Below are 25,877 nucleotides of genomic sequence, written 5' to 3'. Positions count from 1 at the left end.
GTCCACCGCGAGTCGGTGCGCGCGGCCGGTGCGAGCCATCTAACCTGGAGCAAATGGCGACCTCGAAAGTCGAACGGCTGGTAAATCTCGTCATCGCCCTGCTGTCCACTCGCGGCTACATCACCGCGGAAAAGATCCGGTCCAGCGTGGCCGGCTATTCGGAAAGCCCCAGCCTCGAGGCGTTTTCCCGGATGTTCGAGCGCGACAAGAACGAATTGCGCGACCTCGGCATCCCGCTCGAGGTCGGCCGGGTGTCGGCGCTGGACCCCAGCGAGGGGTACCGCATCAACCGCGACGCCTACGCGCTGCCGCCGGTCGAACTGACCGCCGACGAGGCGGCCGCGGTCGCCGTCGCCACCCAGCTCTGGGAGTCACCCGAACTGATCACCGCGACGCAGGGCGCACTGCTCAAGCTGCGCGCCGCCGGTGTCGACGTCGACCCCGAGGCGCCGGTGGCCATCGCCTCCCCGGAGGGTGTGCCGGGTCTGCGTGGGTCCGAGGATGTGCTCGGAATCCTGTTGTCCGCCATCGATTCCCGGCAGGCCGTGCGGTTTCCGCACCGCCCGTCGCGCGCCGAGCCCTACACGATGCGCACCGTCGAGCCGTGGGGGGTGGTCACCGAGAAGGGCCGCTGGTATCTCGTCGGTCACGACCGTGACCGCGACGCGACCCGCACCTTCCGGCTGTCGCGCATCGGCGTCGACGTCGAACCGATCGGCCCGGCCGGCGCCGTCACCGTCCCCGACGGCGTCGACCTGCGCAAGATCGTCGCGCAGACCGTCGCCGAAACACCCACCGGCACGCAGGCCCTGGTCTGGGTCGCCGACGGGCGGGCCACGGCGTTGCGTCGCGCGGGAACGTCTACGGGTGCGCGGCAGCTGGGCGGGCGCGACGGCGAGGTGATCGAGCTGGAGATCCACTCCGGCGACCGGCTGGCCCGCGAAATCGCCGGATACGGGGTCGACGCCGTGGTGCTGGAGCCGCAAACACTGCGCGACGACGTGCTGGCCCGGCTGCGCGCCCAGGCGGAAGCCTCATGACTCCCGTGTCGACCCGCCTGGTCCGGCTGCTCAACATGGTGCCGTATTTCCAGGCCAACCCGCGGATCACCCGCGCCGAGGCCGCCGCCAAGCTGGGGGTGTCGGCCAAGCAGCTGGAGGAGGACCTCAACCAGCTGTGGATGTGCGGGCTGCCCGGCTACTTCCCGGGTGATCTCATCGACTTCGAGTTCTCCGGCGACACCATCGAGGTGACGTTCTCGGCGGGCATCGACCGCCCGCTCAAGCTCACCTCGCCGGAGGCCACCGGTCTGCTGGTCGCGCTGCGTGCGCTGGCCGACATTCCGGGCGTGGTCGATCCGGAGGCGGCCCGCAGCGCGATCGCCAAGATCGCCGCCGCGGCCGGCGCCGTCGGACAGGACGCGACGGGTACAGCCACGGCGATCGACGAGCCGGCACCCATCGAGAACCGGGCCGCGGCCGTTGTCCGCACCGCCGTGCAGTACAAACACGCGCTGGCCATCGACTACTACTCGGCCTCGCACGACACCCTGACCAGCCGGATCGTCGACCCCATCCGGGTGCTGCTGATCGGCGGACACAGCTATCTGGAGGCGTGGTCGCGCGAAGCCGACGGCGTGCGGTTGTTCCGCTTCGACCGGATCGTTGAGGCGACCGAGCTGGGGGAACCGGCTGCCCCGCCGCAGCCGGCGCTGCAGGCCCCGCCGGACACGTCGCTGTTCGACGGGGATCCCTCGCTGCCGTCGGCCAAGCTGCGGGTGTCTCCGGCCGCGTCGTGGATGTTCGAGTACTACCCGATGCGCGACGTGCGCGAGCTGCCGGACGGGTCGTGCGAGGCGGTCATGACGTATGCCTCCGAGGACTGGATGACACGCCTGGTGCTGGGCTTCGGGCCGGACGTGCGAGTTGTTGAACCGCAGTCGCTTGCCCAGCGTGTACGAGATGCCGCGGCGGCGGCCTTGGAGTCCTACCAGGCGGTGACGTCCTGACCGCACGGCGCGGGCACACCGGCAGTTGGCCGTGCTGCGGTAGCATCGGGTGGACGTCTGGAGGTAATCAAAGTGGGCAGTCTTAGTCCGTGGCACTGGGCGATCCTCGCGGTCGTCGTCATCCTGCTGTTCGGTGCCAAGAAGCTCCCGGACGCAGCGCGTTCGCTGGGCAAGTCGATGCGCATCTTCAAGTCCGAAATGCGGGAAATGCAGACGGAGAGCAAGTCCGACGCGCCTTCCATCGAAACCCCTGCGGCGGCTCCGCAGCCCGTGCAGTCGCAGCGGGTCGACCCGTCGGCCTCCGAGCAGGGCCACACCGAAGCGCGCCCCGCTTAGGGGGCATCGGCCGCGGTGCCCGAGCGCCACTGACCGAGCGTCGTGAAAGCATTCAAGACTTCAGCGCGCACTGCTGCGTTTCTGAAGCACCTCAATCCGCGCAACAGGCGCAGTCGGACCAATCCCGACGCGACCATGTCGCTGGTCGACCACCTGACCGAGCTGCGCACCCGGCTGCTGATCTCGCTGGCCGCGATCCTGGTCACGACGATTTTCGGCTTCATCTGGTACGGGCATTCGGTGTTCGGGCTGGAAAGCCTGGGCGAGTGGCTGCGTCATCCGTACTGCTCGCTGCCGCAGTCGGCGCGCGCGGACATCAGCGCCGACGGGCAGTGCCGGTTGTTGGCGACGGCGCCGTTCGACCAATTCATGCTGCGGCTCAAGGTCGGGATGACGGCCGGGATCGTGCTGGCCTGCCCGGTGTGGTTCTACGAGCTGTGGGCGTTCATCACGCCCGGGCTGTATCAGAAGGAACGCCGCTTCGCGATCGGGTTCGTGATCCCCGCCGCACTGCTTTTCGTCGGCGGCGCGATCCTGGCCTACTTCGTGCTGTCCCAGGCGCTGGGCTTCCTGCTGACCGTCGGCAGCGACGTGCAGGTGACCGCGCTGTCCGGCGATCGCTATTTCGGCTTCCTGATCAACCTGCTGCTCGTGTTCGGATTCAGCTTCGAATTCCCGCTGCTGATCGTCATGCTCAACATGGTCGGTGTGCTGCCCTACGAGAAGCTCAAGGCCTGGCGGCGCGGCCTGATCTTCGCGATGTTCGTGTTCGCGGCGGTGTTCACCCCCGGTTCCGACCCGTTTTCGATGACCGCACTGGGCGTCGCGCTGTCCGTGCTTCAGGAGCTGGCCATTCAGATCTCCCGCGTCCATGACAAGCGAAAAGCCAAGCGCGAAGCCCAAACCGCGATCCCCGACGACCAAGCGTCGGTCATCGAGCCGGCCGGACCCATCTCCGAGCCGCAGCCCGAACCGTCGTTGCACGCCGGGCAACACGACGACGTCACGTGATGTCGGCGGCACCTGACGGCGGCGTGACCGAACTGACCGAGCTGCCACGGTTCACCGCGGAATTGCCGTTTGCGCTCGACGATTTCCAGGCCCGGGCCTGTGCGGCGCTCGAACGCGGGCACGGCGTATTGGTCTGTGCGCCAACGGGTGCCGGCAAGACGGTGGTCGGCGAGTTCGCGGTTCACTTGGCGCTGGCGGCCGGCAACAAGTGCTTCTACACCACTCCGATCAAGGCGTTGAGCAACCAGAAGCACACCGACCTGACGGCACGCTATGGACGCGACCGGATCGGGCTGTTGACCGGCGACGTGTCGCTGAACGCCGACGCGCCCGTGGTGGTGATGACCACCGAAGTGCTGCGCAACATGCTGTACGCGGATTCGGCTGCGCTGCAAGGTCTTTCCCATGTGGTGATGGACGAGGTGCATTTCCTTGCCGACCGGATGCGGGGTCCGGTGTGGGAAGAGGTGATCCTGCATCTGCCCGACGAAGTGCGGCTGGTCAGCCTGTCGGCGACGGTGAGTAACGCCGAGGAGTTCGGCGGCTGGATCCAGACCGTGCGCGGCGACACCACGGTCGTCGTCGACGAGCACCGGCCGGTGCCGCTGTGGCAACACGTATTGGTCGGCAGGCGCCTGCTGGACCTGTTCGATTACGAGAACGAGAAACCGGCCGCCGATCGTCAGCCGCGGGTGAATCCTGAACTGCTGCGCCACATTGCGCACCGCCGCGAGGCCGACCGGATGGGTGATTGGCGTGGTCCTCGCCGTCAGTCGGGAAGAGGCCGCCCCGAGCGCCCACGGTTTTACCGGCCACCCGCGCGACCGGACGTGATCGCGACGCTGGACTCCGAGGGGCTGCTGCCGGCCATCACGTTCGTGTTCTCGCGCGCGGGCTGCGATGCCGCGGTGCAGCAGTGCCTGCGCTCGCCGCTGCGGCTCACCACCGAGGAGGAACGCGCCCAGATCGCCGAGGTCATCGAGCACCGCTGCGGCGACCTCGCCGAAGCCGACCTCGCGGTGCTGGGCTACTACGAGTGGCGGGAGGGGTTGCTGCGCGGTTTGGCGGCCCACCACGCCGGCATGTTGCCGGCCTTCCGGCACACCGTCGAGGAGCTGTTCACGGCCGGACTGGTCAAGGCGGTGTTCGCCACCGAAACCCTGGCGCTGGGCATCAACATGCCCGCCCGCACGGTGGTCCTCGAGCGGCTGGTGAAGTTCAACGGCGAGGCGCACGTGCCGCTGACCCCGGGGGAGTACACGCAGCTGACCGGGCGGGCCGGCCGGCGCGGGATCGACGTCGAGGGGCACGCCGTGGTGCTTTGGCATCCCGCCGAGGAGACCTCCGAGCCGTCGGCGGTCGCCGGGCTGGCGTCCACCCGGACGTTCCCGCTGAAAAGCTCGTTCGCGCCGTCGTACAACATGACGATCAACCTGGTCCAGCACATGGGGCCGGAGCAGGCGCACCAACTGCTGGAGCAGTCGTTCGCGCAGTACCAGGCCGACCGGTCTGTCGTCGGGTTGGTGAAAGGCATCGACCGCGGCAAGCGGATGCAAGACGAGATCGCCGCCGAACTGGGTGGGGCCGACGCGCCGATCCTGGAATACGCCCGGATGCGCGCACGGATCACCGAGATGGAACGCGCGCAGTCCCGGGCGTCGCGGCTGCACCGGCGCCAGGCAGCCAATGAGGCGCTGACCGGATTGCGCCGCGGCGACATCATCACGATCACCAACGGCCGGCACAGCGGCCTGGCGGTGGTGCTGGAATCGGCGCGCGACGGGGACGACCCGCGGCCGCTGGTTCTCACCGAACACCGTTGGGCGGGCCGGATTTCGTCGGCCGACTACTCGGGTGCCTCGGCGCCGCTGGGGTCGATGTCGTTGCCCAAGCGCGTCGAACATCGTCAGCCGAGGGTGCGCCGCGATCTGGCTTCGGCGCTGCGATCTGCCGCCGCTGGGCTCGATGTTGCGTCGCGTCGCCGCGCCGCGAATCCCGACGGCGGCTTTCACGACCCGGAGCTGGCGTCGTTGCGGGAGGAGCTGCGCCGCCACCCGGCGCATAACAGCCCGGGCGTGGAGGCGCAGGTTCGTGAGGCCGAGCGCTATCTGCGCATCGAACGCGACAACGCGCAGCTGGAAAAGAAGGTCGCCGCCGCCACCAACTCGCTGGCGCGCACGTTCGACCGGATCGTCGGGCTGCTCACCGAGCGCCAGTTCATCCGGGGCACCGCGGGTGATCCGCGCGTCACCGACGACGGTCGGCTGTTGGCCCGGATCTACAGCGAGAGCGACCTGCTGGTCGCCGAATGCCTGCGCACCGGCGCGTGGGCGGAGCTGAAGCCCGCCGAGTTGGCCGCCGTCGTCTCGTCGGTGGTCTACGAGACCCGCGGCGGTGACGGCCCCAGCGCTCCGTTTGCCGCCGAGGCGCCCACGCCGCGGTTGCGGCAGGCGTTGCTGCAGACCGCGAAGTTGTCATTCGCGCTGCGCGCCGACGAGCAAACACATCGCATCGCACCGAGCCGAGAACCCGACGACGGTTTCGTCACCGTCGTCTACCGCTGGGCCCGGACCGGCGATCTGGCCGCCTCGCTGGCCGCGGCCGACGCGATCGGCAGCGGTTCGCCGTTGTTGGCAGGCGATTTCGTACGGTGGTGTCGCCAGGTGCTCGACCTGTTGGACCAGGTGCGCAATGCCGCGCCGGATGCCGAACTGCGAGCGACGGCGAAGCGCGCTATCAACGATGTTCGGCGCGGCGTCGTCGCAGTTGACGCCGGGTAGGCTGGCTCCGAGCTACCGTTACAGGGCCAGGACACGAGGTGATTGAGGAGAAATGATGAGCGGACCGCACGGATCGGACCCGGGCCAGCAGTGGCAGCCGCCCGGCGAGGGTGGCGATCGCTCCCAGGAACCGACTCAGGTGGGTCAGGTGGGCTCGCCCTGGCAACAGCAGCAACCGCCGGCCCAGGAAGGGACCTGGCAGGCCCCGGCGTATACGCCGCCCGCCGAGTACCCCCAGTACCAGCAGCCCTACCCCCAGCAACCGCAGCCGGGGTACGGGCAGCCCGAGCAGCAGTACGGTCAGCCCGGCCAGTACGGCCAGCCGGGTCAATATGGTCAGTACGGCCAGCCTGGTCAGTACGGTCAGCAGCCTGGTCAGTACGGCCAATACGGTCAGCCGGGCCAGTACGGTCAGCCCGGCCAGTACCCGCAGCAGTACCCGGGTCAGCCGGAGAAGAAGCGCTCGATGGCGCTGATCGGCGGCATCGCCGGTGCGGTCGCCTTCCTGCTGATCGCGGTTGTGCTGGTGCTCGGATTCTGGGAGCCCGGCTTCTTCGTCACCACCAAGCTGGACATCAACAAAGCGCAGGCCGGTGTGCAGCAGGTCCTGACCGACGAAACCAACGGCTACGGCGCCAAGAACGTCAAGGACGTCAAGTGCAACAACGGCGCGGATCCCACCGTGACGAAGGGCGCCACCTTTGACTGCGCCGTCAGCATCGATGGGGCTCAGAAGCGCGTGACGGTGACGTTCCAGGACGACAAGGGCACCTACGAGGTCGGCCGGCCGCAGTAACTCACTGCGGCAACGAATCGAGCGCTTTCTGCAGTCGGGCGACCGAGGACCCCACGCCGAATTCCGTCGCCAGCGCTGCCGTGCGCTGCGGGTCGGCGGCGGCCAGCGGTAGTTCGTCGCTGGGCGTCGACAAGGAGATCGGTGCGTCGGTGGCCACCCGCACCACCTGGCCGGCGGCCTCGATGTAGTCGGTCGCGCCCAGCAGTTTCGCCCGTAAGCCCTTGGCGAGCTTGGATTTTGGGTCGTGCGCCGCGGCCAGGATCTGATCCAGCGAGCCGTGCTGGGCCAGCAGGGTGGCGGCCGTCTTCTCGCCGATGCCCGGCACACCCGGCAGGCCGTCGGACGGGTCGCCGCGCAGCAGCGCGAGTTCGGCGTAGGCCGGCCCGGCGCGGTCGATCGGCACTGAGTAGTTTTCGGCCACCTCGGTGGGCCCGAACAGGGTGGCTTTGGCCAGGCCGCGGCCCAGGTAGAGCACCCGAACCGGGACCGGGTCGTCGGCCACCACCTGCAGCAGGTCGCGGTCACCGCTGACCACGACGACCGGGTCGTCGCGTTCCTGGGCTGCCAGCGTGCCGAGGACGTCGTCGGCCTCGAAGCCTTCCGAACCGGCGGTCGGAATCCCGAACGCGTCCAGCAGCTGCAAGATCATGTCGACCTGCGGTGTCAGCTCGTCAGGCACCTCCTCGAGGTCGGGCGTGCCTTCGGGTTCCGGCTCGGCCACCCGATGCGCCTTGTACGACGGAATCAGGTCGACCCGAAACTGCGGGCGCCAGTCCAGGTCGAGGCAGACCGCCAGCCTTTTCGGTCGCTGCGCGGTGATGACGACGGCCATCGAGTCGATGAATCCCCGGACGGCGTTGACCGGCCGGCCGTCGGGGGCGGTGATCGACGACGGCACCCCGAAATACGAGCGGAACCACATGCTGGCGCCGTCGAGGAGACACAGAGGTGCGGGCATGCGGCTATCCTGCCAGCGCGGTTAGCCTGGCTGCCATGGACTCTCACCGATTCGACGCCGAGGTCTATGCCCGTCGCCTGACAGCGGCCGCCGCGGCGACCGCCCAGGCCGGCCTCGACGGCCTGGTGATCACCCCGGGTTACGACCTGCGCTATCTCAGCGGCTCGCGCGCGCAGACGTTCGAGCGGCTGACCGCGCTGGTGGTGCCGGCCTCCGGTGATCCGACCGTCGTGGTGCCCCGGCTGGAGCTGGCTTCGCTCAAGGGATCGGCCCTGACGGAACTGGGCGTGGCGGTGCGCGATTGGGTCGACGGTGACGATCCGTATCAGTTGATACTTGGGGCACTGGGTGGTGGCCCTGCCGCTATCGCCGTCACCGACTCGATGCCGGCGTTGCATTTGTTGCCGCTGGCGGGGGTGCTCGGCGTGTTACCGGTGTTGGCGACCGACATCCTGCGCTCGCTGCGGATGGTCAAGGAGGAGTGCGAGATCGACGCGCTGCGCAAGGCCGGGTCGGCCATCGACCGGGTGCACGCCCGGGTGCCGGAGTTTTTGATCCCGGGCCGCACCGAAGCCGATGTGGCTGCCGACATTGCCGAAGCCATTGTCGCCGAGGGGCATTCGGATGTGTCGTTCATCATCGTCGGCTCCGGACCGCATGGGGCCGACCCGCACCACAGTTATTCGGATCGCGAACTGCAGGCCGGTGACATTGTCGTCGTCGACATCGGCGGAGCCTACGAGCCCGGGTACCATTCCGACTCGACGCGTACCTATAGCCTCGGTGAGCCTGATGCTGTTGTCGCGCAGCAGTATTCGCTGCTGCAGCGGGCGCAGCAAGCGGCGCTCGAGGCGGTTCGTCCGGGAGTGACCGCCGAGCAGGTCGATGCCGCGGCCCGCGATGTGTTGACCTCAGCTGGGCTGGGGGAGTTCTTCGTGCACCGGACCGGGCACGGCATTGGGCTCTCGGTGCACGAAGAGCCCTACATCGTCAAGGGCAATGATTTGCCATTGACTGCGGGATTGGCCTTTTCGATCGAGCCGGGTATTTACTTCCCGGGTAGCTGGGGTGCGCGCATCGAAGACATCGTCATCGTGACCGAGGACGGCGCGCTGCCCGTGAACAACCGCCCGCACGAGCTGGTCGTGGTGCCGGTTAGCTAGGGAGCCGCCGTACACGGCTCGCACTTCGTTGTGGTCTTCCATCTCGGTGAAGCCGGCGGCTGGAAAGCCGCCGAACAATCCCGACATGACCGGTCCGCGCGACAAGCGATCGGCCCGCGTCTTGCGCGTGGCCTCCCGCGCGGTGGGTCTGGCTTGCGCCCGAGTGCAGTAATGCCATGTCGACGAACATCGCTGCCCCTTACTGGCTCATCGAGGAGCTGCAGGCCTGGAACCAGGCAAGGTGATAGTTAGCGGCCGACTTGTCGCCGGCCACAAGGGCTTCGATCGCGGCCAGCAGCTGCCAGTTGCCGACGTCGTGGAAGTCGACGTTGTCGGGGTAGCTGTCCAGAACGCGGGTGCTGACCTGGCGCAGATGCGTCTGAAGAAGTTCGACCTCTTTGTCCAGCACTCCGGTGCCGCTGGTGGCGGCCTTGGCCAGGGTGTGGGCTAATCGCGGCAAGCCGTCACGCCACTGCGTTGCTTGATTCAATTCCCAACCGAGTTCATCGATGTCGGGCAGGCGCCGCGGTCGCGGCGACGTGGGTATCGGCTCGTCCTCCTCGGGTACGTGGTGGATCGGGGTGTAACCGGCGGCCAGAGTAACTTCACCGAGCAGAGTTTCGATATCCCCGCGGCGGCGTTCGGGGGAGAGCAGCGTGATCGCAGCCGGGAGCTCGATGCCCGGAGGGATCCAGCCGCTGGCGAGATCGGTTGTGAGAACGGTAGTTTCGTCGTCTCGGTCGCCGGCTGCCCAAGCCAGTCGAGGCTGCTGACGGGCGACTGCGGCGACGAGTCGTTCCAGTCGTGCCCGCTCGGCAGCGTTGGCCGAGGCAGCTCCCGCGACAGCTCCGGTAGCCGTCGCCGCGACGGCCTCGGTGCCCAAACTCGACGGTGACGACGGCGGGGGCGGGGTCGGCGCCTGACGCACGACCGTGGGGCCGGCCGGGCTTGCCTGTCCTGCAGAGGGGTGTACCGGCGCGGAGCTTGCCATCGCCGAGGGTGGTGCGCTCGCCGGGACGACGGGAGCGGAGGCCGCAGGGGCCGCCGGGCGTATGTCGGATGCGTAAGCGGGCAGCGGACCCGAGGGTGCGGGTGCGGCCGGGGCAGCTGGTGCGGATGGTCCCGTAACGACCTGCGGTGCCGGGGTCGCGTCCGGGGCTGCTGCGTGGGCGACCGGCGACGCCTCATATGCCGGTGCGTTGACTGGGACGCTGCCCATGCCGGATGTCGGTGTGGTCGGCGGAGCTTGTGGCTCTGGGGTCTGAGGCGGTGGCATTGCGCCAGCAGTCGCCGAAATCGGCGTTCCCGCTTGCATTCCCTTGTCGAAGCTATGCATTAAGTCGGCCGGCGTGACCGGTTGGACCGGGCTCGCGGGCGCGGTTGGTGCGGCACCTGCAGCACCCGTCAGGGGGGATACCGAAGTGGAGGGCAGGCCGGAACTAGGTGCGCTTACAGACGGTGCTCCGGGTATGGAGGAGCTACCGCCGTGTGCCGAAGTGGGTGTGGATGGCATCGGGCCCGCTCGCGGTGGCGCCGCGACTGGAGGCGCTTGCGGCGCTGGAAGTTTAGCGTTACTCGCAAGTTTCATCGGTGACGGCGGTCCAGCGGATGGCGCGGCAGGGGGTGGGTTTCCGGTCTGAAAAACTGCATTCTGAGTTAGGGGAATTGGCGACTCGGGGGTAGTGGGAGCTTGCTGAGGCGGGAGTTTGGCGCTATTCGCCAAATCCATCGGTGTGTTATGTCCGCTCAACGCCTTGCGTACCTGGTCTTCGAGATCCTCGTCCTCGTGGGAATGCTTGAACATTTGGCCGACATCGATGCCGTGGGCCTGTGCGAATTGGCGGGCTGACAGTCCGGTGCCCTCTGCATCAAGAATCCGCTGCATTGCGTCAAATACGTTGCCGGAGTACTTCGCTGCTGTGATGGCGGCCAGCGCCCGGTACTGATGTATCGCGGCGATGATCTGCGGGACCTTAGCTTCGACGGGCAGTTTGGACTGCTTGATCTCCTCGATCCGTTGATTGCCTTCTTTCGCAAGATTGGCCAGATCGTGCTGGAGACTCACCATACTGTCGTAGGCAGAGTTGTACGCTCCCTCTTTGATGCCGTTCTTTTCGGAAACTTGCCGTGCTTGTTGTTCACCCTGCCGGAAGGACTCGCGCAGATCATCAGCGGTAATGCCGCGCTGGTCCGCAAGTGGCCCAGTTTGGGCGCTGCGAAGCAGGTCGCCATAATTTGTGAAACCAGCCTTGATGTTTCCGCGGTTATTCCTGCCATGCAAAAGTACCATCAAATCCGGGTCGTCGACCCATTGGTCACCGACTATGGCTAACGACCATTCTCCGGGGGGCAACATTATTTGCAGAGCCTTTCTACCGTCAAGGTAGCTTCGTCGGCAGCGTGCACCGTCGGCTGCTCCATCTCTGAATCGGGAGTGCTGTTGATGTATTCAACGGTTAGCTCCGGAAAAGATCTGCGAGTTTCCAGATAGTCGTTGCCAGCTCGCTCGGTGTTGCTGGCTGCGTGACCAGTGCGCTCCGAAGATGATCGCTTCCAGCCAGAAGCGCTTAACGACCAGTTAGTGCATAGACTTGCTGAGCTATTGGGTCGGGTGCCCATATCAAGACCTGCGCTGGCCTTGATAGTGTCGTGGACTTTTTGGTATTGGGCGCACACGTTCGTCTTGGCATCGGTGATCTGTTGGGCGCTGTATGTGGGGGCGTTGGGCGCTTTGGCTCGGACCGGCCGAAACCAACCGACGATCGCGACGACAAGCGCCACCAGCACGGCGACGGTCAGTGCCGTGGGCACCAGCCATTTCCGTTGCCGTGCGGGCGTTACCACATGCAACGAGCCAGGTGGGCCAGGTGGCGCACTGGGCGGCGGGTTCATATCCGACACTGCCGACACTGCCCAATCGTATCGCCGACCTGAGCCTGCGCTAGTCACCGTCGTTGGCGCACGGAATTCTTTATCGCGATTCCGGCACACCATCATTGACTTCATGAGGCTCGACGGTAGAGCAGTATATGTGCTTTTCGAATGTGAGAACAGCAGGAAAATTTCGACACTAGTTAATCGGTCTTACCGAAATATAACCTGCGCATTTGTCGGATATCAAGCTGCTGACTTTTCTGGATGGGCATGTCGGGAGTGAATCACCAGTCATCTACAGAGTCCCGCGATTGTTGTGTGCGCTTCAGTTCCGGCGCGGATTAAAGGCTCCGTCTCGGAATCAGGCGCGTCCGCGAGGTAGTCGATTGCGAGCTGTTGATAGACGCTGGCGAGCTTGCGGATCGCCGCGGCGAGATCAGACGGTGTAGCGGGTTGCTCGGCAAGCTTTGTTGAGAGATAACGACTGCCTGCATCGAAAACTTGCCTCGAGCTCGTTGCCACCGTGAGCTGCCCTGTCGGGTCACTGCCTCCACTTCTGGCCCCTGCCAAATCGCCGGCTTTACGCACGTGCTCGTACGCCGTACAGATCGCTGCCTTCGCGTCGGCAATCTGCTCGCTGGAGTACGTCGGTAGAGGCGGTGGCTTTCCGGGCGTGGGTCGAAACCATCCGACGATCGCGACGACGAGCGTCACGAGCATTAGGACCGTCAAGAACGCAAACATCGGCCACTGTCGCGTGCGCGGGGGCGGCATTGTGGGAGGCCACGGATATTGGGCAGGCGGAATTGGGGGCGGGGGCAGGTCCGACACGGTCTTGATCGTATCGCCGACTACGAATTCCGCTAGTCAGTGGTACGCGTTGACGCGATAGCCAGTTCGGTGTTCGAAATTCGTTCTCGCGCAGATGGTCTGGTCGGGTCAGCCGCGACCCGCTGCCGATGGCCTTGCGATGACCGCTACCGGTTCGCATCCTTGTCGTCGTCGTCGCGCTTTTGATCCGGCAAGACGATGCGTCGACTCGCAACTGGTTTGCCTTCAACACGTTTGACGACTTCAGGAACCGGCGGTGGTGTCGTGATACGACCCTGGACCGGAGCGCCGTTCTTGACCGATGGCGCCACAATGCGTTTGGTGTCGGGCTTCTCGTCCTTGCCGCCGCTACCGGCTCCGTGCATGGCACCCGGCGGCATCATGGGCATCGCGCCCATCCCACCCCGCGACGCGCTAGTCGGTGCCGACGCACTCGCCGGCGGGATTGAGCTGGCACGCGCTGACGCGGGCTCAGTGCCGGCAGATGGTGCAGGCAGTGGATTGAGGCTTCCTGTCGGTGTGGTGGCGCCGCCGAGTCCGCCGCCGCCCACGCCGCCACCGCCCGCGCCTGCACCGGCGCCGCTGGTGGATCCCGTCAGTTCACCCGGGATGGCCGCCGCTTCTCCCGCGCCGTGCTGCATCGCGCCCATGCCGGCTTGCATCATCTGCTGTCCGATTTGAGCGGCCTGCTGTGGAAGCTGGCTTAACGGTTGTAGCAAACCTTGCATGGCCCCGGAGATACCGCCGGCGACGCCGGAAATCATCTGCGGGATCTGCTGCGCCATCTCCGCCGGACTACCGGCGCCGCCTAACTTCCCGGCCGACTCAGCTTCGTTCGCAGGGAATTTGGCCATAGCGTCGGCGGTTTTGGCCTCGCGCTCGGCGTGTCCGGTTTGAGCATCGCCCATATCCCTGGGATCGCCGCCGTTTGCGGAAAGGCCAAGGGCCCTTAGCAACTGGCTCAAGGGAACGGTTCCCGTCGCAAGTTGATCAGGTGAGATGCCTGGTGGCGGCGGACCGCCACTCAACTTGGCGAGGTGTTCGAGAATTATCCGAATTTCATCGTCACCGCTCATGACGTCCTCCCGAGCGGAATGGTGGGGAGCAGGGAAGTGTCGACGACCATGTCACCCTCTCCCCGGCTACCACGATTTAAGCGTGCCCCCATGCCTCAATGGCGAGGCTAATGGCGGTGTGAATGCTGGTCAATTCACTACGCCCTGTGGCGCCTCTAAACACCCGGACCCAGCCGCGGCGAAACATCCCGACGCCCTACTAAGAAGCTGTCGAGGCTAGCTTGGGCAACGCTATCCGAGGTGAATAGCGTCGACGGCCCGCTCGGGCAAAAATCTCGCGTGTGGCGCCGATTGTTGTCGACCCAGACGCGTTGTCCGCTGCGGGCAGCGCCGTGGTTGCGGCGGGCGACGGCCTATACGTGGCGATGACAGTGTTGACGGCGGGATTCGGCGCCAACACGGGTCTGGATGTTGCCGGTGAGGTGTTCGGGCTGTCGTATCAAGCGACGGCGGAGTCGTTGTTAAAGGCCGCGGCGGCGGCGATCAATGCCTGTCGGCGCAATGGCGTCATGATCCAAGTCGACGCATCGAACTGGTCGCAGGCTGAAGCGGCCTCGCGCCTGGGAGGCGGTGCGAGCGTGCTGCACGCACCAGCGGAGCCGGTACGCATTGGCGCGCCCGGGCCGCCGGGAACATTGGGCCCAGGGGAGCCCCCTCCGCTGTTGTGGGCGGTCGTGCAGTCATTCGTCGACGATGTCTGGCCGAACGGTGACGTGGCAGCGATACGTTCCGCGGCCGGGTGCTGGCGCACATTTAGCTCAGCGGTCAGCGGTATGCAGGATGCGCTGGATGGATCGAAGACGCTGGTCGGGACACAGCAGATCCCCGAGGGCGAAAAGATCAATCAAGTCCTATCGCGCATCGGCGTCGCAATGGCCAAGTTGGGGGCTCAATGCTGGCATATGGCGACCGTCCTCGACGATTTCGCCGGGCAAGTTGCCAAAGCTCAGAACGACATCCGAAATCTGTTGCGCCGCTTGGAGTCGCTGACGGATGTCTGGCATGACGTCGTCTCGATACTCGATGGCGATGCGTTCGAAGAAATCAAGGAAATCGCTTGTGACATCAACGTCGTATTGCATGACTTGGGCCGAGAAGCAAGGGCTTTCGAGCAGGGTATAAGACTGCTGATGCAGGTTGCCGACGGCTTGATCGTCGACATGGAGAAGTCCATGCGCGGTCAGTTCACCCATTTCCTCGGCGACGCCGTCGGAAACCAGGTCGCTACTGTTTTCGACACTTTCGTCAACGCAAATGAGGGAGTTGTCAAAGCAGCCGCCCAAACGGCCCTGGGCCTGGGCGATTTAGCGGCGCCATGGTTGCTCCTGGATCCCCAGGGAGCGGAGACGACCTGGAAGGGCATGGTGCAGGGACAGTTCAAGGCAAGCCTTCTCAAGGAAATTCTGCATCCACGGGAAGGCGGGCCGGCCAACCTGCAGATGTGGAAATCGCTTCTGCACCTTGATGATTGGAGCACAGCTCGGCCGGGCTTGGGATTCGGCGAGAACGTTTTCGATGGGGCGACTCTAATCCTGCCCGGATTAGGCGGAGCCGGCGCGGGGGCGAAAGCAGGATCTGCGGCTGCACGTGGTGCCGAGGAGACCGCAGAAGGCGCAGGCGCAGCGGGGCGTGCCGGAGAATTCGCGGTTAGCGGTGGCGCGTTGGGCGACGTCGGCAAGGCCGGCGCCAACCTGACGAAAGACCTCGACAACCTCAAACTCGATCTGCCCAAGACAGATCTTCCGGCCGGCGGTCGTCCCGTCAGCCCGCCACCGCTCGAAGCTCCAAAGGGGCCGCCGCCGCGTCCTGTGGAGTCCGCGCCACCAGCTACGCCGGCACCTCATTCGCCAACAGCTCCGGGCGGTTCGGCCCCGGGCCGCCCAGAGGGGCCGGTCGGTCCGCACGAATCGGTTTCTACGCCCGGCGAGGTGCCGCATGAGCCAGCGTCTGCGCCCACGGGAGGCCCGCGAGAGCCCGCACCGGTGTCGGCCGCACCCACCGAGCACGTGCCGTCGGCCAAAGTGCAACCGGTTGACCCAACTCAGGCACCGTTGTCGGCCGTGGCGCCGGCAGAGCGCGCGCCGGTCGCTGCCGGGCAATCGGCATCGGCACCCTTGCACGCGCCAGCACCTGTGCAAGCTCCCGGGTTCGGGCCCTCGGTCGGCCATCCAACTGAGGCGCCCGGTCCAGCTGTCCCTGGACCGTCCGGTTTTGAAGGAGGCAAACTTCCGAACGGACAACCATTCGAGTCGGGTCCTCACGGACCGGGAGGTGGGGCCGCAGACGACGGCGGGCTGGCCGACAGCAGTGCTGGTCCGGACGCGCATGTGCCCTTGAGCTCGGATAATCTGGCCGCACTTGCCGATTACACTGGATGTGGCTACCAGGACCTAAATCACGGGTTGAGGAACTTCTCAGTGGATGAATCTCAGATTGCTCGTGTTGAAGCAATAAATGCTGCGTTGGAGAAGCTTCCGGCGTACCAGGGCCCTGTGATTCGGGGGTCAGACATCCCAGTAGAGATGCTCGAGCAATATAAACCCGGCGAGGTCATTGTGGAACGCGCGTTTTTGAGCACTACGATGAATCCGGCAGTGGCCCAATTGCCCACATTCGCTGGTAACGTAGAGTTTCAGATTCTGTCGAAATCGGGGCGAGATATTTCCTCTTATTCAATGTTCCCAGAAGAACAAGAGGTCCTCTTCCCGCCAGGCACACAGTTTTACGTAGTGGACAAAGTGTTCGATCCAGCGACCGGTCGGACTTTCATTGATATGATCGAATATTAATCCGGTGTGATCATTCGCGGCGCGGAGATGGGAGTTGTCACTTGAGTAAGAAAATTGGCGGAAGAATTTTTACCACACCCGAAGAACTGGGCCGCACGCCGCCGTCAGAAGCTGAGTTAAAGCGCGCCCGGGAGATCTTCGCTGAATTCCGACGGCAAAGGGATGCCATCCCGCCGGAAGATCGGGTAACTGAGTTGTCCCCTAAGTTCTGGGACGACACTTCGGGCACTGAGTTCGAACGCCCGCGTGAGGATTAACGGCGAAAAACTACTCGCCGCCGCGGTCCAGCAGATCTGACGACCCGAGCACGCGCTCGATCTGAACTTCGATGACCACGCGCCGCGGGTTCGGGCGCGGCGTGCGGTAGCGCTGCGCATACCGCAGCTCCGCGTCGCGCACGGCATCGGCGTCGTTGTTGACTTTGGACCGGCCTTCAAGCGAAATCCAGCGAGCACCGTCGACCTGGCTGAGCACGGCTATCCCGGCACGGTCGGCATTGACGGCCTTCTGCGTGCCCCCGCTGGTGATCACCCGCGCGATGTGAGTCACCGGGTCGAAGGTGAATCCGACGGCCACCACATGCGGCGAATTATCGGCGCGCAGCGTGGTCAGCATCGCCAGATGGCGCTCGGACAGAAACGCCAAAGCATCGTTGGTCAGCCGCGTCGTGGTGTTCGCCATCACCGCTCACGCTAGCGCAGGTGATAATCGCAGCCGTGGACGACACGGGCGCAGGTCCAGTTCTAATTCTCGGCGGCCGCAGCGAGATCGGTATCGAACTCGCCTGCCGCCTTGCGAAGGGGTCAACGGTGGTGCTGGCCGCGCGCCGAGCCGATCAGCTCGACGAGCAGGTCGCCGCCGTCAGGACTGCCGGCGCGCAAGCGGTCCACACCAGGGAGTTCGACGCCGACGATCTTTCCTCACACGCCCCGTTGATCGCTGCGGTCGTCGCCGAGCACGGCCCCATTGCCACCGCGGTGCTGGCCTTCGGGATCCTGGGTGATCAGACCCGCGCCGAGGCCGACGCCGCACACGCGGTGGCCGTCGTGCACACCGACTACGTCGCCCAGGTCAGCATGCTCACCCATCTGGCCAACGCCATGCGCACCGCGGGCCGCGGCTCGCTGGTGGTGTTCTCCTCGATCGCCGGCGCGCGGGTGCGTCGGGCCAACTACGTCTACGGTTCGGCGAAGGCCGGCCTGGACGGCTTCGCCAGCGGCTTGGCTGACGCGCTGCACGGCAGTGGGGTGCACCTGCTCATCTCGCGCCCGGGCTTCGTGATCGGGCGTATGACGGAGGGCATGACCCCGGCGCCGTTGTCCAGCACCCCGCAGCAGGTGGCCGCCGCGACGGCCCAAGCCCTCGACAAGGGCCGGCGCACGGTGTGGATCCCGTGGGCGCTGGGACCCGCGGCGGTCGTGATGCGGATGCTGCCGCAATTCATCTGGCGCAGGATGCCGCGATGATCGTCGTGGTCGGCATCGGTGCCGACGGCATGGCCGGCCTATCCGCAGAATTGAGACACGAATTGCAAACGGCCACAGTCGTTTACGGCGCCGAACGGCAGCTGAATTTGCTCGACGACACGGTGCGCGCCGAACGCAGAACGTGGCCGTCGCCGATGTTGCCCGCCCTGCAAGCACTTCGGCCCGACGACGACATCCACATCGTCGCCAGCGGCGACCCGCTGATGCACGGCATCGGCGGCACCCTGATCCGCCTGCACGGCACCGAGAACGTCCGCGTATTACCGCACGTCTCGTCGGTGACGCTGGCATGCGCCCGAATGGGCTGGAACGCCCACGACACCGAGGTGATCAGCCTGGTCACCGCGCCGCCGAGCACCGCGGTACGCCGCGGCGGCCAAGCGATCGTGCTGTCGCAAAGCGGATCCACGCCGAAAGCCTTGAGCGAATTACTCATCGCGCATGGCCGCGGCGATTCCGAGTTCAGCGTGCTCGAACAACTGGGCGGCCCGGCCGAACGCCGCCGTGACGGCATCGCCCGCGACTGGGCCGACGACGACATCGACGACCTCAACGTGATTGCCGTCCGCTATCTGCCCGACGAACGCAGCACGCCATTGCCCGACGAAGCGTTCACCCACGACGGGCAGATCAGCAAACAGGGCGTACGCGCGGTCACCCTCGCGGCTCTGCAACCACGTCCCGGCGAGCGGCTGTGGGACGTCGGCTCGGGTTCGGGCAGCATCGCGGTCGAATGGTGTCGCAGTTGGCCGGGCTGCACCGCAGTGGCGTTCGAACACGACGAGCGGCGTCGCAAGAATATCGAGTTCAATGCCGCCGCCTTCGGCGTCACCATCGAGGTGCGCGGCGAAGCGCCCGGCCAGTTCGACGGCGCCGCAAGGCCTGACGCGATCTTCATCGGTGGCGGCCTGACTCATCAAGGCCTCCTCGATGCTTGCCTTGAGCGACTTGCAAAAGGAGGGCGCCTGGTCGCCAACGTCGTGACCGCTGAATCGGAAGCTGAACTGCTGCAGGCATATTCACGACTCGGCGGCGATCTGCGACGCTTTCAGCTCTACCACGGTGAACCGCTGGGCGACTTCACCGGCTGGCGCCCGCAATACCCGGTCACCCAGTGGGCGGTGACGAAGTGACCGTTTACTTCATCGGCGCCGGCCCCGGGGCTGCCGACCTGATCACCGTTCGCGGCCAACGACTGCTGCAACGATGCCAAACATGCCTCTACGCGGGTTCGATCATGCCGGACGACCTGCTGGCCCTGTGCCCACCCGGGGCGAAAATCGTTGACACCGGACCGTTGACGCTCGAGCAAATCGTCGCTGAACTCGCCGATGCGAACGACAAAGGCCACGACGTCGCCCGACTACACTCCGGCGATCCGTCGCTGTACAGCGCGCTCGCCGAGCAATGCCGGCGACTCGACGCACTGGGAATCGGCTACGAAATCGTGCCCGGCGTACCGGCTTTCGCCGCCGCCGCCGCCGCGCTGAATCGCGAGCTCACCGTCCCGGGAGTAGCGCAGACCGTCACGCTGACCCGGGTATCGACGCTGTCGACGGCCATGCCGGCCGGCGAAGACCTGCCAACCCTGGCCCAATCCGGCGGCACGCTGGTGCTGCATCTGGCCGCCGCCCAGATCGATGCCATCGTCGCGCAACTCCTGCAAAGCGGCTACCCACCCGAAACACCGACAGCGGTCGTGGCTTACGCAAGCTGGCCGCAAGAAACAACGCTGCGCGGCACGCTGGCCGACATCGCCGGCCAGATGCGCGAGGCCGGCATCACCAAGACCGCCGTTATCATCGTCGGCGATGTGCTTGCCGCCGAAGGCTTTACGGACAGCTACCTGTACTCGACCGGACGAACCCGCGGGAGTCGACACTGATGCGAGTGCTGCTGCTCGGTGGCACCGCAGAGGGGCGCGCGCTCGCCAAAGTATTGCACCCCGATGTCGACGTGATCAGCTCGCTGGCCGGGCGAGTCCCCGACCCGGCACTGCCCGTCGGAGAGGTGCGCATCGGCGGATTCGGTGGCGTCGACGGCCTTAAAAACTGGTTGCGAGAACACGGCGTCGATGCCGTCGTCGACGCCACGCACCCGTTCGCGGCGACCATGACCGCGCACGCCGCGCAAGCCTGTAGGGAACTGCGGATAAGGCACCTGGTGTTGGCTCGCCCGGCGTGGGACCCCGGCACCGCGATCGAAGTCGTCTCCGATAGCGAAGCGGCGAAAACCGTTGCCAACCAACGGTATGAACGGATATTTCTCACCACCGGCCGCTCGGGGACCAAGGCCTTCGCGGAAAGCGACGCGTGGTTTCTGATCCGCGCAGTCACCCAACCCGATGTCCAGGCATTACCCCGCCGCCACCAGGTGCTGTTGTCCCGTGGGCCGTACGACTACGACAACGAAATCGCCATCATGCGCGAGCACCGCATCGACGCCTTGGTGACCAAGAACAGCGGTGGCGACATGACGAAGGCGAAGCTGGATGCGGCTGCGGCACTGGACATTCCGGTGGTCATGGTCCAGCGACCGCCGCTGCCGGACGGCGTGCTGAAGGCCGATACCGTCGAACAGGCGGCGGATTGGGTTGCGCGCCAAGCCTAACCGGTGAGGTCGTCGCGTTCCGCGTCGGCCATTAGCGCATCGCGGGCACGGGCGACACGGGACCGGATGGTGCCCACCGGGCAACCACACACCGCGGCGGCGTCGGCGTAGGGCAGCCCGAGCAGCTGGGTCAGCAGCAGGGCCTCGCGTTGCTCGGGAGTGAGGTTGGCGATCATCGTCGTCACCTCGACCAGGTCCTCGAATCCGCGCGCGTGCCGGTCGCTATTGCGCACGTGCTCGGGATTGGCACCCGGGGCGGTGCGCGGCCGCGACTGGACGTGGCGAATGTGATCGGCGACCACGCGGCGCGCGATGGACAGCAGCCAGGTGCGGGCGCTGGAGCGGCCGGAGAACCGCTCGATCGCCCCGATCGCCCGCAGGAAGGTTTCCTGGGTCAGATCGTCGGCGTTGCCCGCGTCGGAAAGGTAGGTGACGAAGCGCCACACGTCTTGCTGGGTGGCTTTGATGAATGCCTCGAGAGCTCGCTCGTTGCCGCGTGCGGCTGCCAAGGCCAGTTCGGTGACGGCCTCGTCGTCGCTGGACGCGGTCATGGCCAACCACCTTAGTTGCGCGGGTGCGGTCAGTCTACGACGGGCCGTCGTAGACTTTGCGGCGAGGTCCGACGGAGAACGGTTGATCGGCCGCAGATGGCCGCGGCGGCGAGTGGGGAAACTGGCGGGCAGCTCGCCATCGAAAGAATCGAAGTCGGATTCGCCTGACCCGCGGCCGCCGGTCCGTTCGCGCGCCACCAACACCGCGAACGCCAGCCCCAGCAGCACGGGTACGTGACTGGCGACGCGTGTCGCGGTGACCTGGCCGTCCAGGGCGTCGGCGGCCACATAACCCATCAGCCCAAGGGAATACGCACCGGTTATCGCCGCCACGCCGGTCGCCATCACCGGCCACACGCCGGCCGCGATCATGGCGGCCCCCAACGCCAACAACCAGGCCGTCGACTCGTGCAGCAGGTGCTCGCCGGACATCGCGCCGTGCATGTGATGCGACACCATCCCAAAGCTCATGCCGCCGATTTGCGCAGCCGCGATCACCACCTGGAAGGCGCCCACGGCGATGAGTCCCCACCGCGCGTAGCGCGCCCGAACGGCTCGCATCCAGCCGTTACGCGCTGCCGGGTCCTCGTCGATGCTCGCCATGATTCGGGCGACCAGATCTGGGCCGTCACCGGGTTCGATCGAGGCCAGCCGCCGAGTCTGGGTGGCCGCGCCGATCAGCCAGGTTCGACACCCACGGCACGTCTCCAGATGGGCATCCACCTGCTGGGCGAGCACGTCTGTTCGCTCGCCGTCCAATCGGGCGGAAAGCGCTTCACGCGCAACATCACACCGCATCCCTGCATCGTTGCGCATGCGTGCGCCGGGCGCAAAGAAGAAACCCGGTGGGAACTAAATCGCGGGCCGCAACGACCACTAAGGACAGCCCACATCGCCCCGGAAGGCCCGCTTTCATGACCGCCCCGATCTGGCTCGCGTTTCCACCCGAGGTGCATTCCACGCTGCTGAGCAGTGGACCCGGACCGGGGCCGCTGTTGGCGGCGGCCGGGGCGTGGTCGGCGTTGAGCACCGAATACGCCGACGCCGCCGACGAACTCACCGGACTGCTGGGCGCGGTGCAGGCCGGGGAGTGGCAGGGCCCGAGCGCGGAGCAGTACGTTGCCGCCCACGCCCCGTACTTGACCTGGCTGCTTGCCAGCTCCGCGGACAGCACGGCCGCGGCCGCATTGCACGAGACGGCCGCCGGCGCCTACACGGCCGCGCTGGCCGCCATGCCCACGATGGGCGAGCTCGCCGCGAACCACGCGATTCACGGTGCCCTGGTCGCGACGAACTTCTTCGGCATCAACACGATCCCGATCGCCGTCAACGAGGCCGACTATGCGCGCATGTGGGTGCAGGCCGCCACGACGATGAGCACCTATGAGGCGGTCAGCGAATCCGCGCTCGCCGCGGTGCCGCCGTCGACCCCCGCGCCGCAGATCATGGCGGCGGCCGCCAACACGTCGACCACCCAGCAGCAAGCCACCACCGCGGCGCCGCAGTACCCGTCCTGGATGGATCAGCTCGAAGCGTGGTTGCGCCAATACACCAGTAGTTTTGCGTGGCCGGTGTCCAAGGAACTCAACCCCGGTGGCTGGCCGTTCCCGCCGGTGCCCTGGGTCAACAGCCTCGCCTCGTTCTTCACGCAGTTGGGGCTGTCGCCGACGCTGGCCAGCGCGATGGGCTGGGCCATCTTCCACACCCTGATGATCTTCTGGCCGTTCATCCAGGTCGCGGTACAGCTGGCCGTGGTCGCCATCCCGGCCATGATGGCCGTCGCCGCTGCCGGTGCCGCTGGTGCGGCGGCGGGCGCCGCGGCGATCGCGGTGAGCACCGCGGTTCCCCTGTCGATCCAGCCGCCGTTGCCAGCAATGGCGCCCACGCCGATGCCCACCGCGCCGGCTCCAGCGGGTTTTGGCAATGTGCCGACCAGCTCGAGTGTCAGCGCGCCCGCTCCGGCACCCGCGACGGCAACCGCCATGCCCGCGCACGGTGCTCCGCCGGTCGGTGGCGGCCCCGGCGTTGGCTTCGGCCCGACCAGTACGACCGGACTCGGCGCCGGTTTGTCCGACGCGCTGTATGCCGTTGGGCTGTCCGGACTTTCGGGTAGTGCCAGCGCGCGAAACCGGTCTCGCCGCAAGTCCGAGGAGCCCGCGCCGGACGACGCCGACGCCCCGGCCGCGTCGGCTGCCGCATCCGCCAAGGAGCGGTTGAAGGCCCGCCGACGTCGCGGCGGAACCGCGAAGGACAAGGCCTACCGATACGAGTTCATGGACCTCGAGGACACCCCCGCCGCGCCGGACGACGAGCCCGCCACCACGGCCGGGGAGTCCGGTGCGGGGCCGCTCGGATTCGCCGGTGCCGCGGCCAAATCCGGTGCGGACCACGCCGCAGGGCTGACGACGCTGACCGGCGACGGGCTCAATGACGGTCCGTCCGTGCCGATGCTGCCGAAAACCTGGGACAAGGACTAGCCGGCTTCAGGTAGGGTAGCGCCGCGGCGTGAACACCTTGTCGCCGGAATCGTCTGTGTACCACTGGGTTTGAGACGACCCGACAATCAGCAGGCAGCGCATGTCGACGTCGGCCGGATCAAGGTCGGCCAGCCGCACCACGCGGACATCCTCGTCGGGCCCGGACACGTTGCGGCCGATCACCACCGGCGTTCCCGGCTCGCGATGGGTCAGCAGGATGTCGCGCATGGCGCCGACCTGCCAGGTCCGGCTCTTGGACGCGGGGTTGTAGATGGCCAGCACCAGATCGGCCGCCGCCGCGGCGGTCAGGCGCGTCTCGATCATGTCCCACGGCTTGAGCCGATCCGACAGCGAAATCACGGCATAGTCGTGACCCAGCGGCGCACCGACGCGGCTGGCGACGGCCTGGGCCGCGGTCATCGCCGGGATCACGCGAACCTGAACCCCGGGCCACTGTTTGGCCTCTTCCAGCACGGCGGTGGCCATTGCGAACACTCCCGGATCGCCCGACGACACCACCGCGACGGCGCGGCCCTGTTCGGCCAGTGCGCAGGCCAGGCGCGCCCGCGCGGGTTCGTCGGTGTTGTCGCTGGGGTGGCGCTGCTGGCCGTCGCGCACCGGGACGCGATCGAGGTAGTTGCCGTAGCCGATCAGGTCGGTCGCGGCGGCCAGCTCACGTCGGCTCTGCGGTGTCATCCAGTCCTGGTCGCCGGGGCCCAGCCCCACGACGGCGACGGCCCCGACCGCCGAGCGTTCCCGCAACCGGCGTCCGCCCGGCAGCATGGCCAGGGAGAAGTAAGGCACGCTGGCCTCGTCGACGTCAGCGGCCGGCAAGATGCGCTGCGCGGCCGTGCTGGCCCGTTCCACGTAGAACGCTTCGTCCAGTCGCCCGGACGCTGAAAGAGCTTCCCGCACAGTGTGATACGAACGGCCCAACTTGAGCACCACGGCAGCGTCCGCCTCGGCGAGCCGGCGGGTCAACTCGGCGACGGGCAGGGTTCCCGGCAGCACCGACAGCACCTCGTCGCCGGCCACCAGTGGGGTTGCCACGGCCGCCGAAGCGGCGCTTACCGACGTCACTCCGGGCACGATGACGGCGTCGAACCGCTGCGTCAACCGGGTGTGCAGATGCATATACGAGCTGTAGAACAGCGGATCGCCTTCGGCCAGCAGCGCCACGTTGCGTCCCGCGTCGAGGTGCGCGGCGATGCGCTCGGTGGCCTCGATATAGAAGTCCTCCATCGCACCGGCGTAGCCGGCGGGATGATCGCTCACCTCGGTGGTCACCGGATAGACCAGGTGCTCCTCGATCTGGCCGGGCCGCAGATACGGTTCGGCGATGCCGCGCGCGATGCTGCGGCCATGCCGGGCGCTGTGGTACGCGACGACGTCGGCCTCGCCGATCAACCGCGCCGCCTTGACGGTCACCAACTCCGGATCGCCGGGGCCCAGGCCGACGCCCCACAGCGTGCCTCGCTGGTCTGAGGAGTCCGTCATTCGGTGTCGCTCGCGATCGCGTTGACGGCTGCGGCGGCCATCGCGCTGCCGCCGCGGCGGCCCCGCACCACCAGATACGACATTCCGCGTGGGCGTTCGATCAGCTCAACCTTGGACTGTGCCGAACCGACGAATCCCACCGGCCCGCCCAGCACCGCCACCGGTGCCGGCGCGCCCTCGTCGATCAGCTCGAGCAGCCGGAACAGCGCGGTAGGCGCATTGCCGATCGCCAACACCGCACCGTCGAGCCGGTCGGCCCACAGTTCCACGCCCGCCGCCGACCGGGTGATCTGCTGTCGCGCGGCCAACTCGGGTGCGCGAGGGTCGGCCACCAACGACACGACCTCGTTGCCGGCGGGCAGCCGTGCTTTGGTGATCCCGGCGGCCACCATCGACGAATCGCACAGCACGGGAGCACCCTGTCGCAACGCGGCGCCAGTCCGCGCCACCACGTCCCGGGTGAAGGCCACATGCTCGGCGACGTCCACCTGCCCGCAGGTATGGATCAACCGGACGACCACCTGGGCCACGTCGGCGGGGAATCGGGCCAAGTCGGCCTCGGCGCGGATGGTCGCGAACGACTGGCGATAGATCTCCGCCGCGTCGCGGATGTAGTCGAGCACCTGCCCACCC

At 66.7% G+C, this 25,877-nt stretch carries 23 protein-coding genes and 2 pseudogenes; 14 read left to right on the top strand and 11 right to left on the bottom strand.

Going from position 1 to position 25,877, the window contains the following annotated elements:
- Positions 1-53: 53 nt before the first annotated feature.
- The 6 genes from ACAG21_RS12900 to ACAG21_RS12875 all read left to right on the top strand — a co-directional run bounded on the left by ACAG21_RS12900 (position 54) and on the right by ACAG21_RS12875 (position 6,931).
- Positions 54-1,040, top strand: a complete 987-nt coding sequence (locus ACAG21_RS12900) for a helix-turn-helix transcriptional regulator (RefSeq protein ID WP_370496510.1) — start codon at positions 54-56, stop codon at positions 1,038-1,040.
- Positions 1,037-2,008: a helix-turn-helix transcriptional regulator gene (locus ACAG21_RS12895; protein ID WP_370496508.1), complete on the top strand. Its 972-nt coding sequence runs from the start codon at positions 1,037-1,039 to the stop codon at positions 2,006-2,008. Before ACAG21_RS12900 ends, ACAG21_RS12895 begins: the two co-directional genes overlap by 4 nt.
- A gap of 72 nt (positions 2,009-2,080) precedes the next feature.
- Complete coding sequence (gene tatA, locus ACAG21_RS12890; RefSeq protein WP_370496507.1) at positions 2,081-2,344, top strand: Sec-independent protein translocase subunit TatA; 264 nt, start codon at positions 2,081-2,083, stop codon at positions 2,342-2,344.
- A gap of 42 nt (positions 2,345-2,386) precedes the next feature.
- Positions 2,387-3,355 carry a twin-arginine translocase subunit TatC gene (gene tatC, locus ACAG21_RS12885; protein WP_370496506.1) on the top strand — a complete coding sequence of 323 codons (969 nt, stop codon included), beginning with the start codon at positions 2,387-2,389 and terminating at the stop codon, positions 3,353-3,355.
- A 23-nt stretch (positions 3,356-3,378) separates the two neighbouring features.
- Positions 3,379-6,135 (top strand): DEAD/DEAH box helicase, encoded by a 2,757-nt coding sequence (locus ACAG21_RS12880; protein ID WP_370496635.1) that lies wholly within the window; start codon positions 3,379-3,381, stop codon positions 6,133-6,135.
- Between the two features lie 55 nt (positions 6,136-6,190).
- Positions 6,191-6,931, top strand: a complete 741-nt coding sequence (locus ACAG21_RS12875) for a DUF4333 domain-containing protein (protein WP_370496505.1) — start codon at positions 6,191-6,193, stop codon at positions 6,929-6,931.
- 1 nt (position 6,932) lies between these two features.
- Here the strand turns inward: ACAG21_RS12875 and ACAG21_RS12870 are convergent, their stop codons facing one another.
- On the bottom strand, positions 6,933-7,889 hold the full coding sequence (locus ACAG21_RS12870) for a 5'-3' exonuclease H3TH domain-containing protein (protein WP_370496503.1): 957 nt from the start codon (positions 7,887-7,889) through the stop codon (positions 6,933-6,935).
- Between the two features lie 35 nt (positions 7,890-7,924).
- On the opposite strand from ACAG21_RS12870, the gene ACAG21_RS12865 reads away from it, so the two are divergent.
- Positions 7,925-9,052 carry a M24 family metallopeptidase gene (locus ACAG21_RS12865; RefSeq protein WP_370496502.1) on the top strand — a complete coding sequence of 376 codons (1,128 nt, stop codon included), beginning with the start codon at positions 7,925-7,927 and terminating at the stop codon, positions 9,050-9,052.
- A gap of 6 nt (positions 9,053-9,058) precedes the next feature.
- On the opposite strand, the pseudogene ACAG21_RS12860 reads toward ACAG21_RS12865, so the two are convergent.
- Both ACAG21_RS12860 and ACAG21_RS12855 read right to left on the bottom strand, forming a co-directional pair.
- Positions 9,059-9,242: pseudogene (locus tag ACAG21_RS12860) on the bottom strand (DUF2563 family protein); the annotation flags it as partial.
- A gap of 9 nt (positions 9,243-9,251) precedes the next feature.
- The gene (locus tag ACAG21_RS12855) at positions 9,252-10,043 is read right to left on the bottom strand and encodes a DUF5631 domain-containing protein (RefSeq protein WP_370496501.1); all 792 of its coding nucleotides are present in this window, start codon (positions 10,041-10,043) and stop codon (positions 9,252-9,254) included.
- Positions 10,044-10,997: 954 nt separating this feature from the next.
- Between ACAG21_RS12855 and ACAG21_RS12850 the strand changes: the two genes are divergently transcribed.
- Entirely contained in the window at positions 10,998-11,384 is a 387-nt protein-coding gene (locus ACAG21_RS12850; protein ID WP_370496500.1) for a hypothetical protein, read from the top strand.
- A gap of 23 nt (positions 11,385-11,407) precedes the next feature.
- On the opposite strand, the gene ACAG21_RS12845 is transcribed toward ACAG21_RS12850, so the two are convergent.
- From ACAG21_RS12845 to ACAG21_RS12835, 3 genes are all read right to left on the bottom strand, one after another.
- The gene (locus tag ACAG21_RS12845; protein ID WP_370496499.1) at positions 11,408-11,863 is read right to left on the bottom strand and encodes a hypothetical protein; all 456 of its coding nucleotides are present in this window, start codon (positions 11,861-11,863) and stop codon (positions 11,408-11,410) included.
- A 354-nt stretch (positions 11,864-12,217) separates the two neighbouring features.
- A complete protein-coding gene (locus ACAG21_RS12840) occupies positions 12,218-12,640 on the bottom strand; it encodes a hypothetical protein (RefSeq protein ID WP_370496498.1) in 423 nt (140 codons plus the stop codon).
- A gap of 263 nt (positions 12,641-12,903) precedes the next feature.
- Complete coding sequence (locus ACAG21_RS12835) at positions 12,904-13,833, bottom strand: hypothetical protein (protein ID WP_370496496.1); 930 nt, start codon at positions 13,831-13,833, stop codon at positions 12,904-12,906.
- Positions 13,834-14,114: 281 nt separating this feature from the next.
- Here ACAG21_RS12835 and ACAG21_RS12830 point away from each other — a divergent pair, with 281 nt between their 5' ends.
- Positions 14,115-16,622: an ADP-ribosyltransferase gene (locus ACAG21_RS12830; protein WP_370496495.1), complete on the top strand. Its 2,508-nt coding sequence runs from the start codon at positions 14,115-14,117 to the stop codon at positions 16,620-16,622.
- Positions 16,623-16,889: 267 nt separating this feature from the next.
- Here the strand turns inward: ACAG21_RS12830 and ACAG21_RS12825 are convergent, their stop codons facing one another.
- Entirely contained in the window at positions 16,890-17,303 is a 414-nt protein-coding gene (locus ACAG21_RS12825; RefSeq protein ID WP_370496494.1) for a F420-dependent biliverdin reductase, read from the bottom strand.
- Between the two features lie 35 nt (positions 17,304-17,338).
- On the opposite strand from ACAG21_RS12825, the gene ACAG21_RS12820 reads away from it, so the two are divergent.
- The 4 genes from ACAG21_RS12820 to ACAG21_RS12805 are packed head-to-tail and all read left to right on the top strand — an operon-like array spanning position 17,339 to position 20,719.
- Positions 17,339-18,088 (top strand): SDR family NAD(P)-dependent oxidoreductase, encoded by a 750-nt coding sequence (locus ACAG21_RS12820; RefSeq protein WP_370496493.1) that lies wholly within the window; start codon positions 17,339-17,341, stop codon positions 18,086-18,088.
- Positions 18,085-19,242: a precorrin-6y C5,15-methyltransferase (decarboxylating) subunit CbiE gene (cbiE, locus tag ACAG21_RS12815; protein ID WP_370496634.1), complete on the top strand. Its 1,158-nt coding sequence runs from the start codon at positions 18,085-18,087 to the stop codon at positions 19,240-19,242. Before ACAG21_RS12820 ends, cbiE begins: the two co-directional genes overlap by 4 nt.
- Entirely contained in the window at positions 19,239-19,994 is a 756-nt protein-coding gene (gene cobM, locus ACAG21_RS12810; RefSeq protein ID WP_370496491.1) for a precorrin-4 C(11)-methyltransferase, read from the top strand. Before cbiE ends, cobM begins: the two co-directional genes overlap by 4 nt.
- Positions 19,994-20,719 carry a cobalt-precorrin-6A reductase gene (locus ACAG21_RS12805; protein ID WP_370496490.1) on the top strand — a complete coding sequence of 242 codons (726 nt, stop codon included), beginning with the start codon at positions 19,994-19,996 and terminating at the stop codon, positions 20,717-20,719. Before cobM ends, ACAG21_RS12805 begins: the two co-directional genes overlap by 1 nt.
- On the opposite strand, the gene sigC is transcribed toward ACAG21_RS12805, so the two are convergent.
- Both sigC and ACAG21_RS12795 read right to left on the bottom strand, forming a co-directional pair.
- Positions 20,716-21,270, bottom strand: a complete 555-nt coding sequence (gene sigC, locus ACAG21_RS12800) for an RNA polymerase sigma factor SigC (RefSeq protein WP_243394144.1) — start codon at positions 21,268-21,270, stop codon at positions 20,716-20,718. The genes ACAG21_RS12805 and sigC overlap by 4 nt on opposite strands.
- A gap of 180 nt (positions 21,271-21,450) precedes the next feature.
- Positions 21,451-22,068 (bottom strand): annotated as a pseudogene (locus ACAG21_RS12795) (DUF2275 domain-containing protein); the annotation flags it as partial.
- Positions 22,069-22,184: 116 nt separating this feature from the next.
- On the opposite strand from ACAG21_RS12795, the gene ACAG21_RS12790 reads away from it, so the two are divergent.
- Positions 22,185-23,747, top strand: coding sequence for a PPE family protein (locus tag ACAG21_RS12790; protein WP_370496489.1), 1,563 nt, complete (start codon positions 22,185-22,187; stop codon positions 23,745-23,747).
- Between the two features lie 6 nt (positions 23,748-23,753).
- On the opposite strand, the gene ACAG21_RS12785 is transcribed toward ACAG21_RS12790, so the two are convergent.
- Both ACAG21_RS12785 and ACAG21_RS12780 read right to left on the bottom strand, forming a co-directional pair.
- Positions 23,754-25,244, bottom strand: a complete 1,491-nt coding sequence (locus ACAG21_RS12785) for a precorrin-2 C(20)-methyltransferase (protein WP_370496488.1) — start codon at positions 25,242-25,244, stop codon at positions 23,754-23,756.
- A complete protein-coding gene (locus ACAG21_RS12780) occupies positions 25,241-25,867 on the bottom strand; it encodes a precorrin-8X methylmutase (RefSeq protein WP_370496487.1) in 627 nt (208 codons plus the stop codon). The genes ACAG21_RS12785 and ACAG21_RS12780 overlap by 4 nt, the downstream gene beginning before the upstream one ends.
- Between the last annotated feature and the right edge of the window lie 10 nt (positions 25,868-25,877).

Origin of the sequence: Mycobacterium sp. pR1184, from assembly GCF_041287235.1 — a bacterium.
Taxonomy (GTDB): domain Bacteria; phylum Actinomycetota; class Actinomycetes; order Mycobacteriales; family Mycobacteriaceae; genus Mycobacterium.
This window is presented reverse-complemented; position numbering and strand designations above follow the sequence as displayed.

Coding starts and splice junctions, on each gene's coding strand:
- sigC (WP_243394144.1), bottom strand. CDS start 21,270: ATGACCGCGTCCAGCGACGACGAGGCCGTCACCGAACTGGCCTTGGCA.
- cbiE (WP_370496634.1), top strand. CDS start 18,085: ATGATCGTCGTGGTCGGCATCGGTGCCGACGGCATGGCCGGCCTATCC.
- ACAG21_RS12825 (WP_370496494.1), bottom strand. CDS start 17,303: ATGGCGAACACCACGACGCGGCTGACCAACGATGCTTTGGCGTTTCTG.
- ACAG21_RS12785 (WP_370496488.1), bottom strand. CDS start 25,244: ATGACGGACTCCTCAGACCAGCGAGGCACGCTGTGGGGCGTCGGCCTG.
- ACAG21_RS12835 (WP_370496496.1), bottom strand. CDS start 13,833: ATGAGCGGTGACGATGAAATTCGGATAATTCTCGAACACCTCGCCAAG.
- ACAG21_RS12855 (WP_370496501.1), bottom strand. CDS start 10,043: ATGGCAAGCTCCGCGCCGGTACACCCCTCTGCAGGACAGGCAAGCCCG.
- ACAG21_RS12900 (WP_370496510.1), top strand. CDS start 54: ATGGCGACCTCGAAAGTCGAACGGCTGGTAAATCTCGTCATCGCCCTG.
- ACAG21_RS12850 (WP_370496500.1), top strand. CDS start 10,998: ATGTATCGCGGCGATGATCTGCGGGACCTTAGCTTCGACGGGCAGTTT.
- ACAG21_RS12870 (WP_370496503.1), bottom strand. CDS start 7,889: ATGCCCGCACCTCTGTGTCTCCTCGACGGCGCCAGCATGTGGTTCCGC.
- ACAG21_RS12805 (WP_370496490.1), top strand. CDS start 19,994: ATGCGAGTGCTGCTGCTCGGTGGCACCGCAGAGGGGCGCGCGCTCGCC.
- ACAG21_RS12865 (WP_370496502.1), top strand. CDS start 7,925: ATGGACTCTCACCGATTCGACGCCGAGGTCTATGCCCGTCGCCTGACA.
- ACAG21_RS12895 (WP_370496508.1), top strand. CDS start 1,037: ATGACTCCCGTGTCGACCCGCCTGGTCCGGCTGCTCAACATGGTGCCG.
- ACAG21_RS12875 (WP_370496505.1), top strand. CDS start 6,191: ATGAGCGGACCGCACGGATCGGACCCGGGCCAGCAGTGGCAGCCGCCC.
- ACAG21_RS12790 (WP_370496489.1), top strand. CDS start 22,185: ATGACCGCCCCGATCTGGCTCGCGTTTCCACCCGAGGTGCATTCCACG.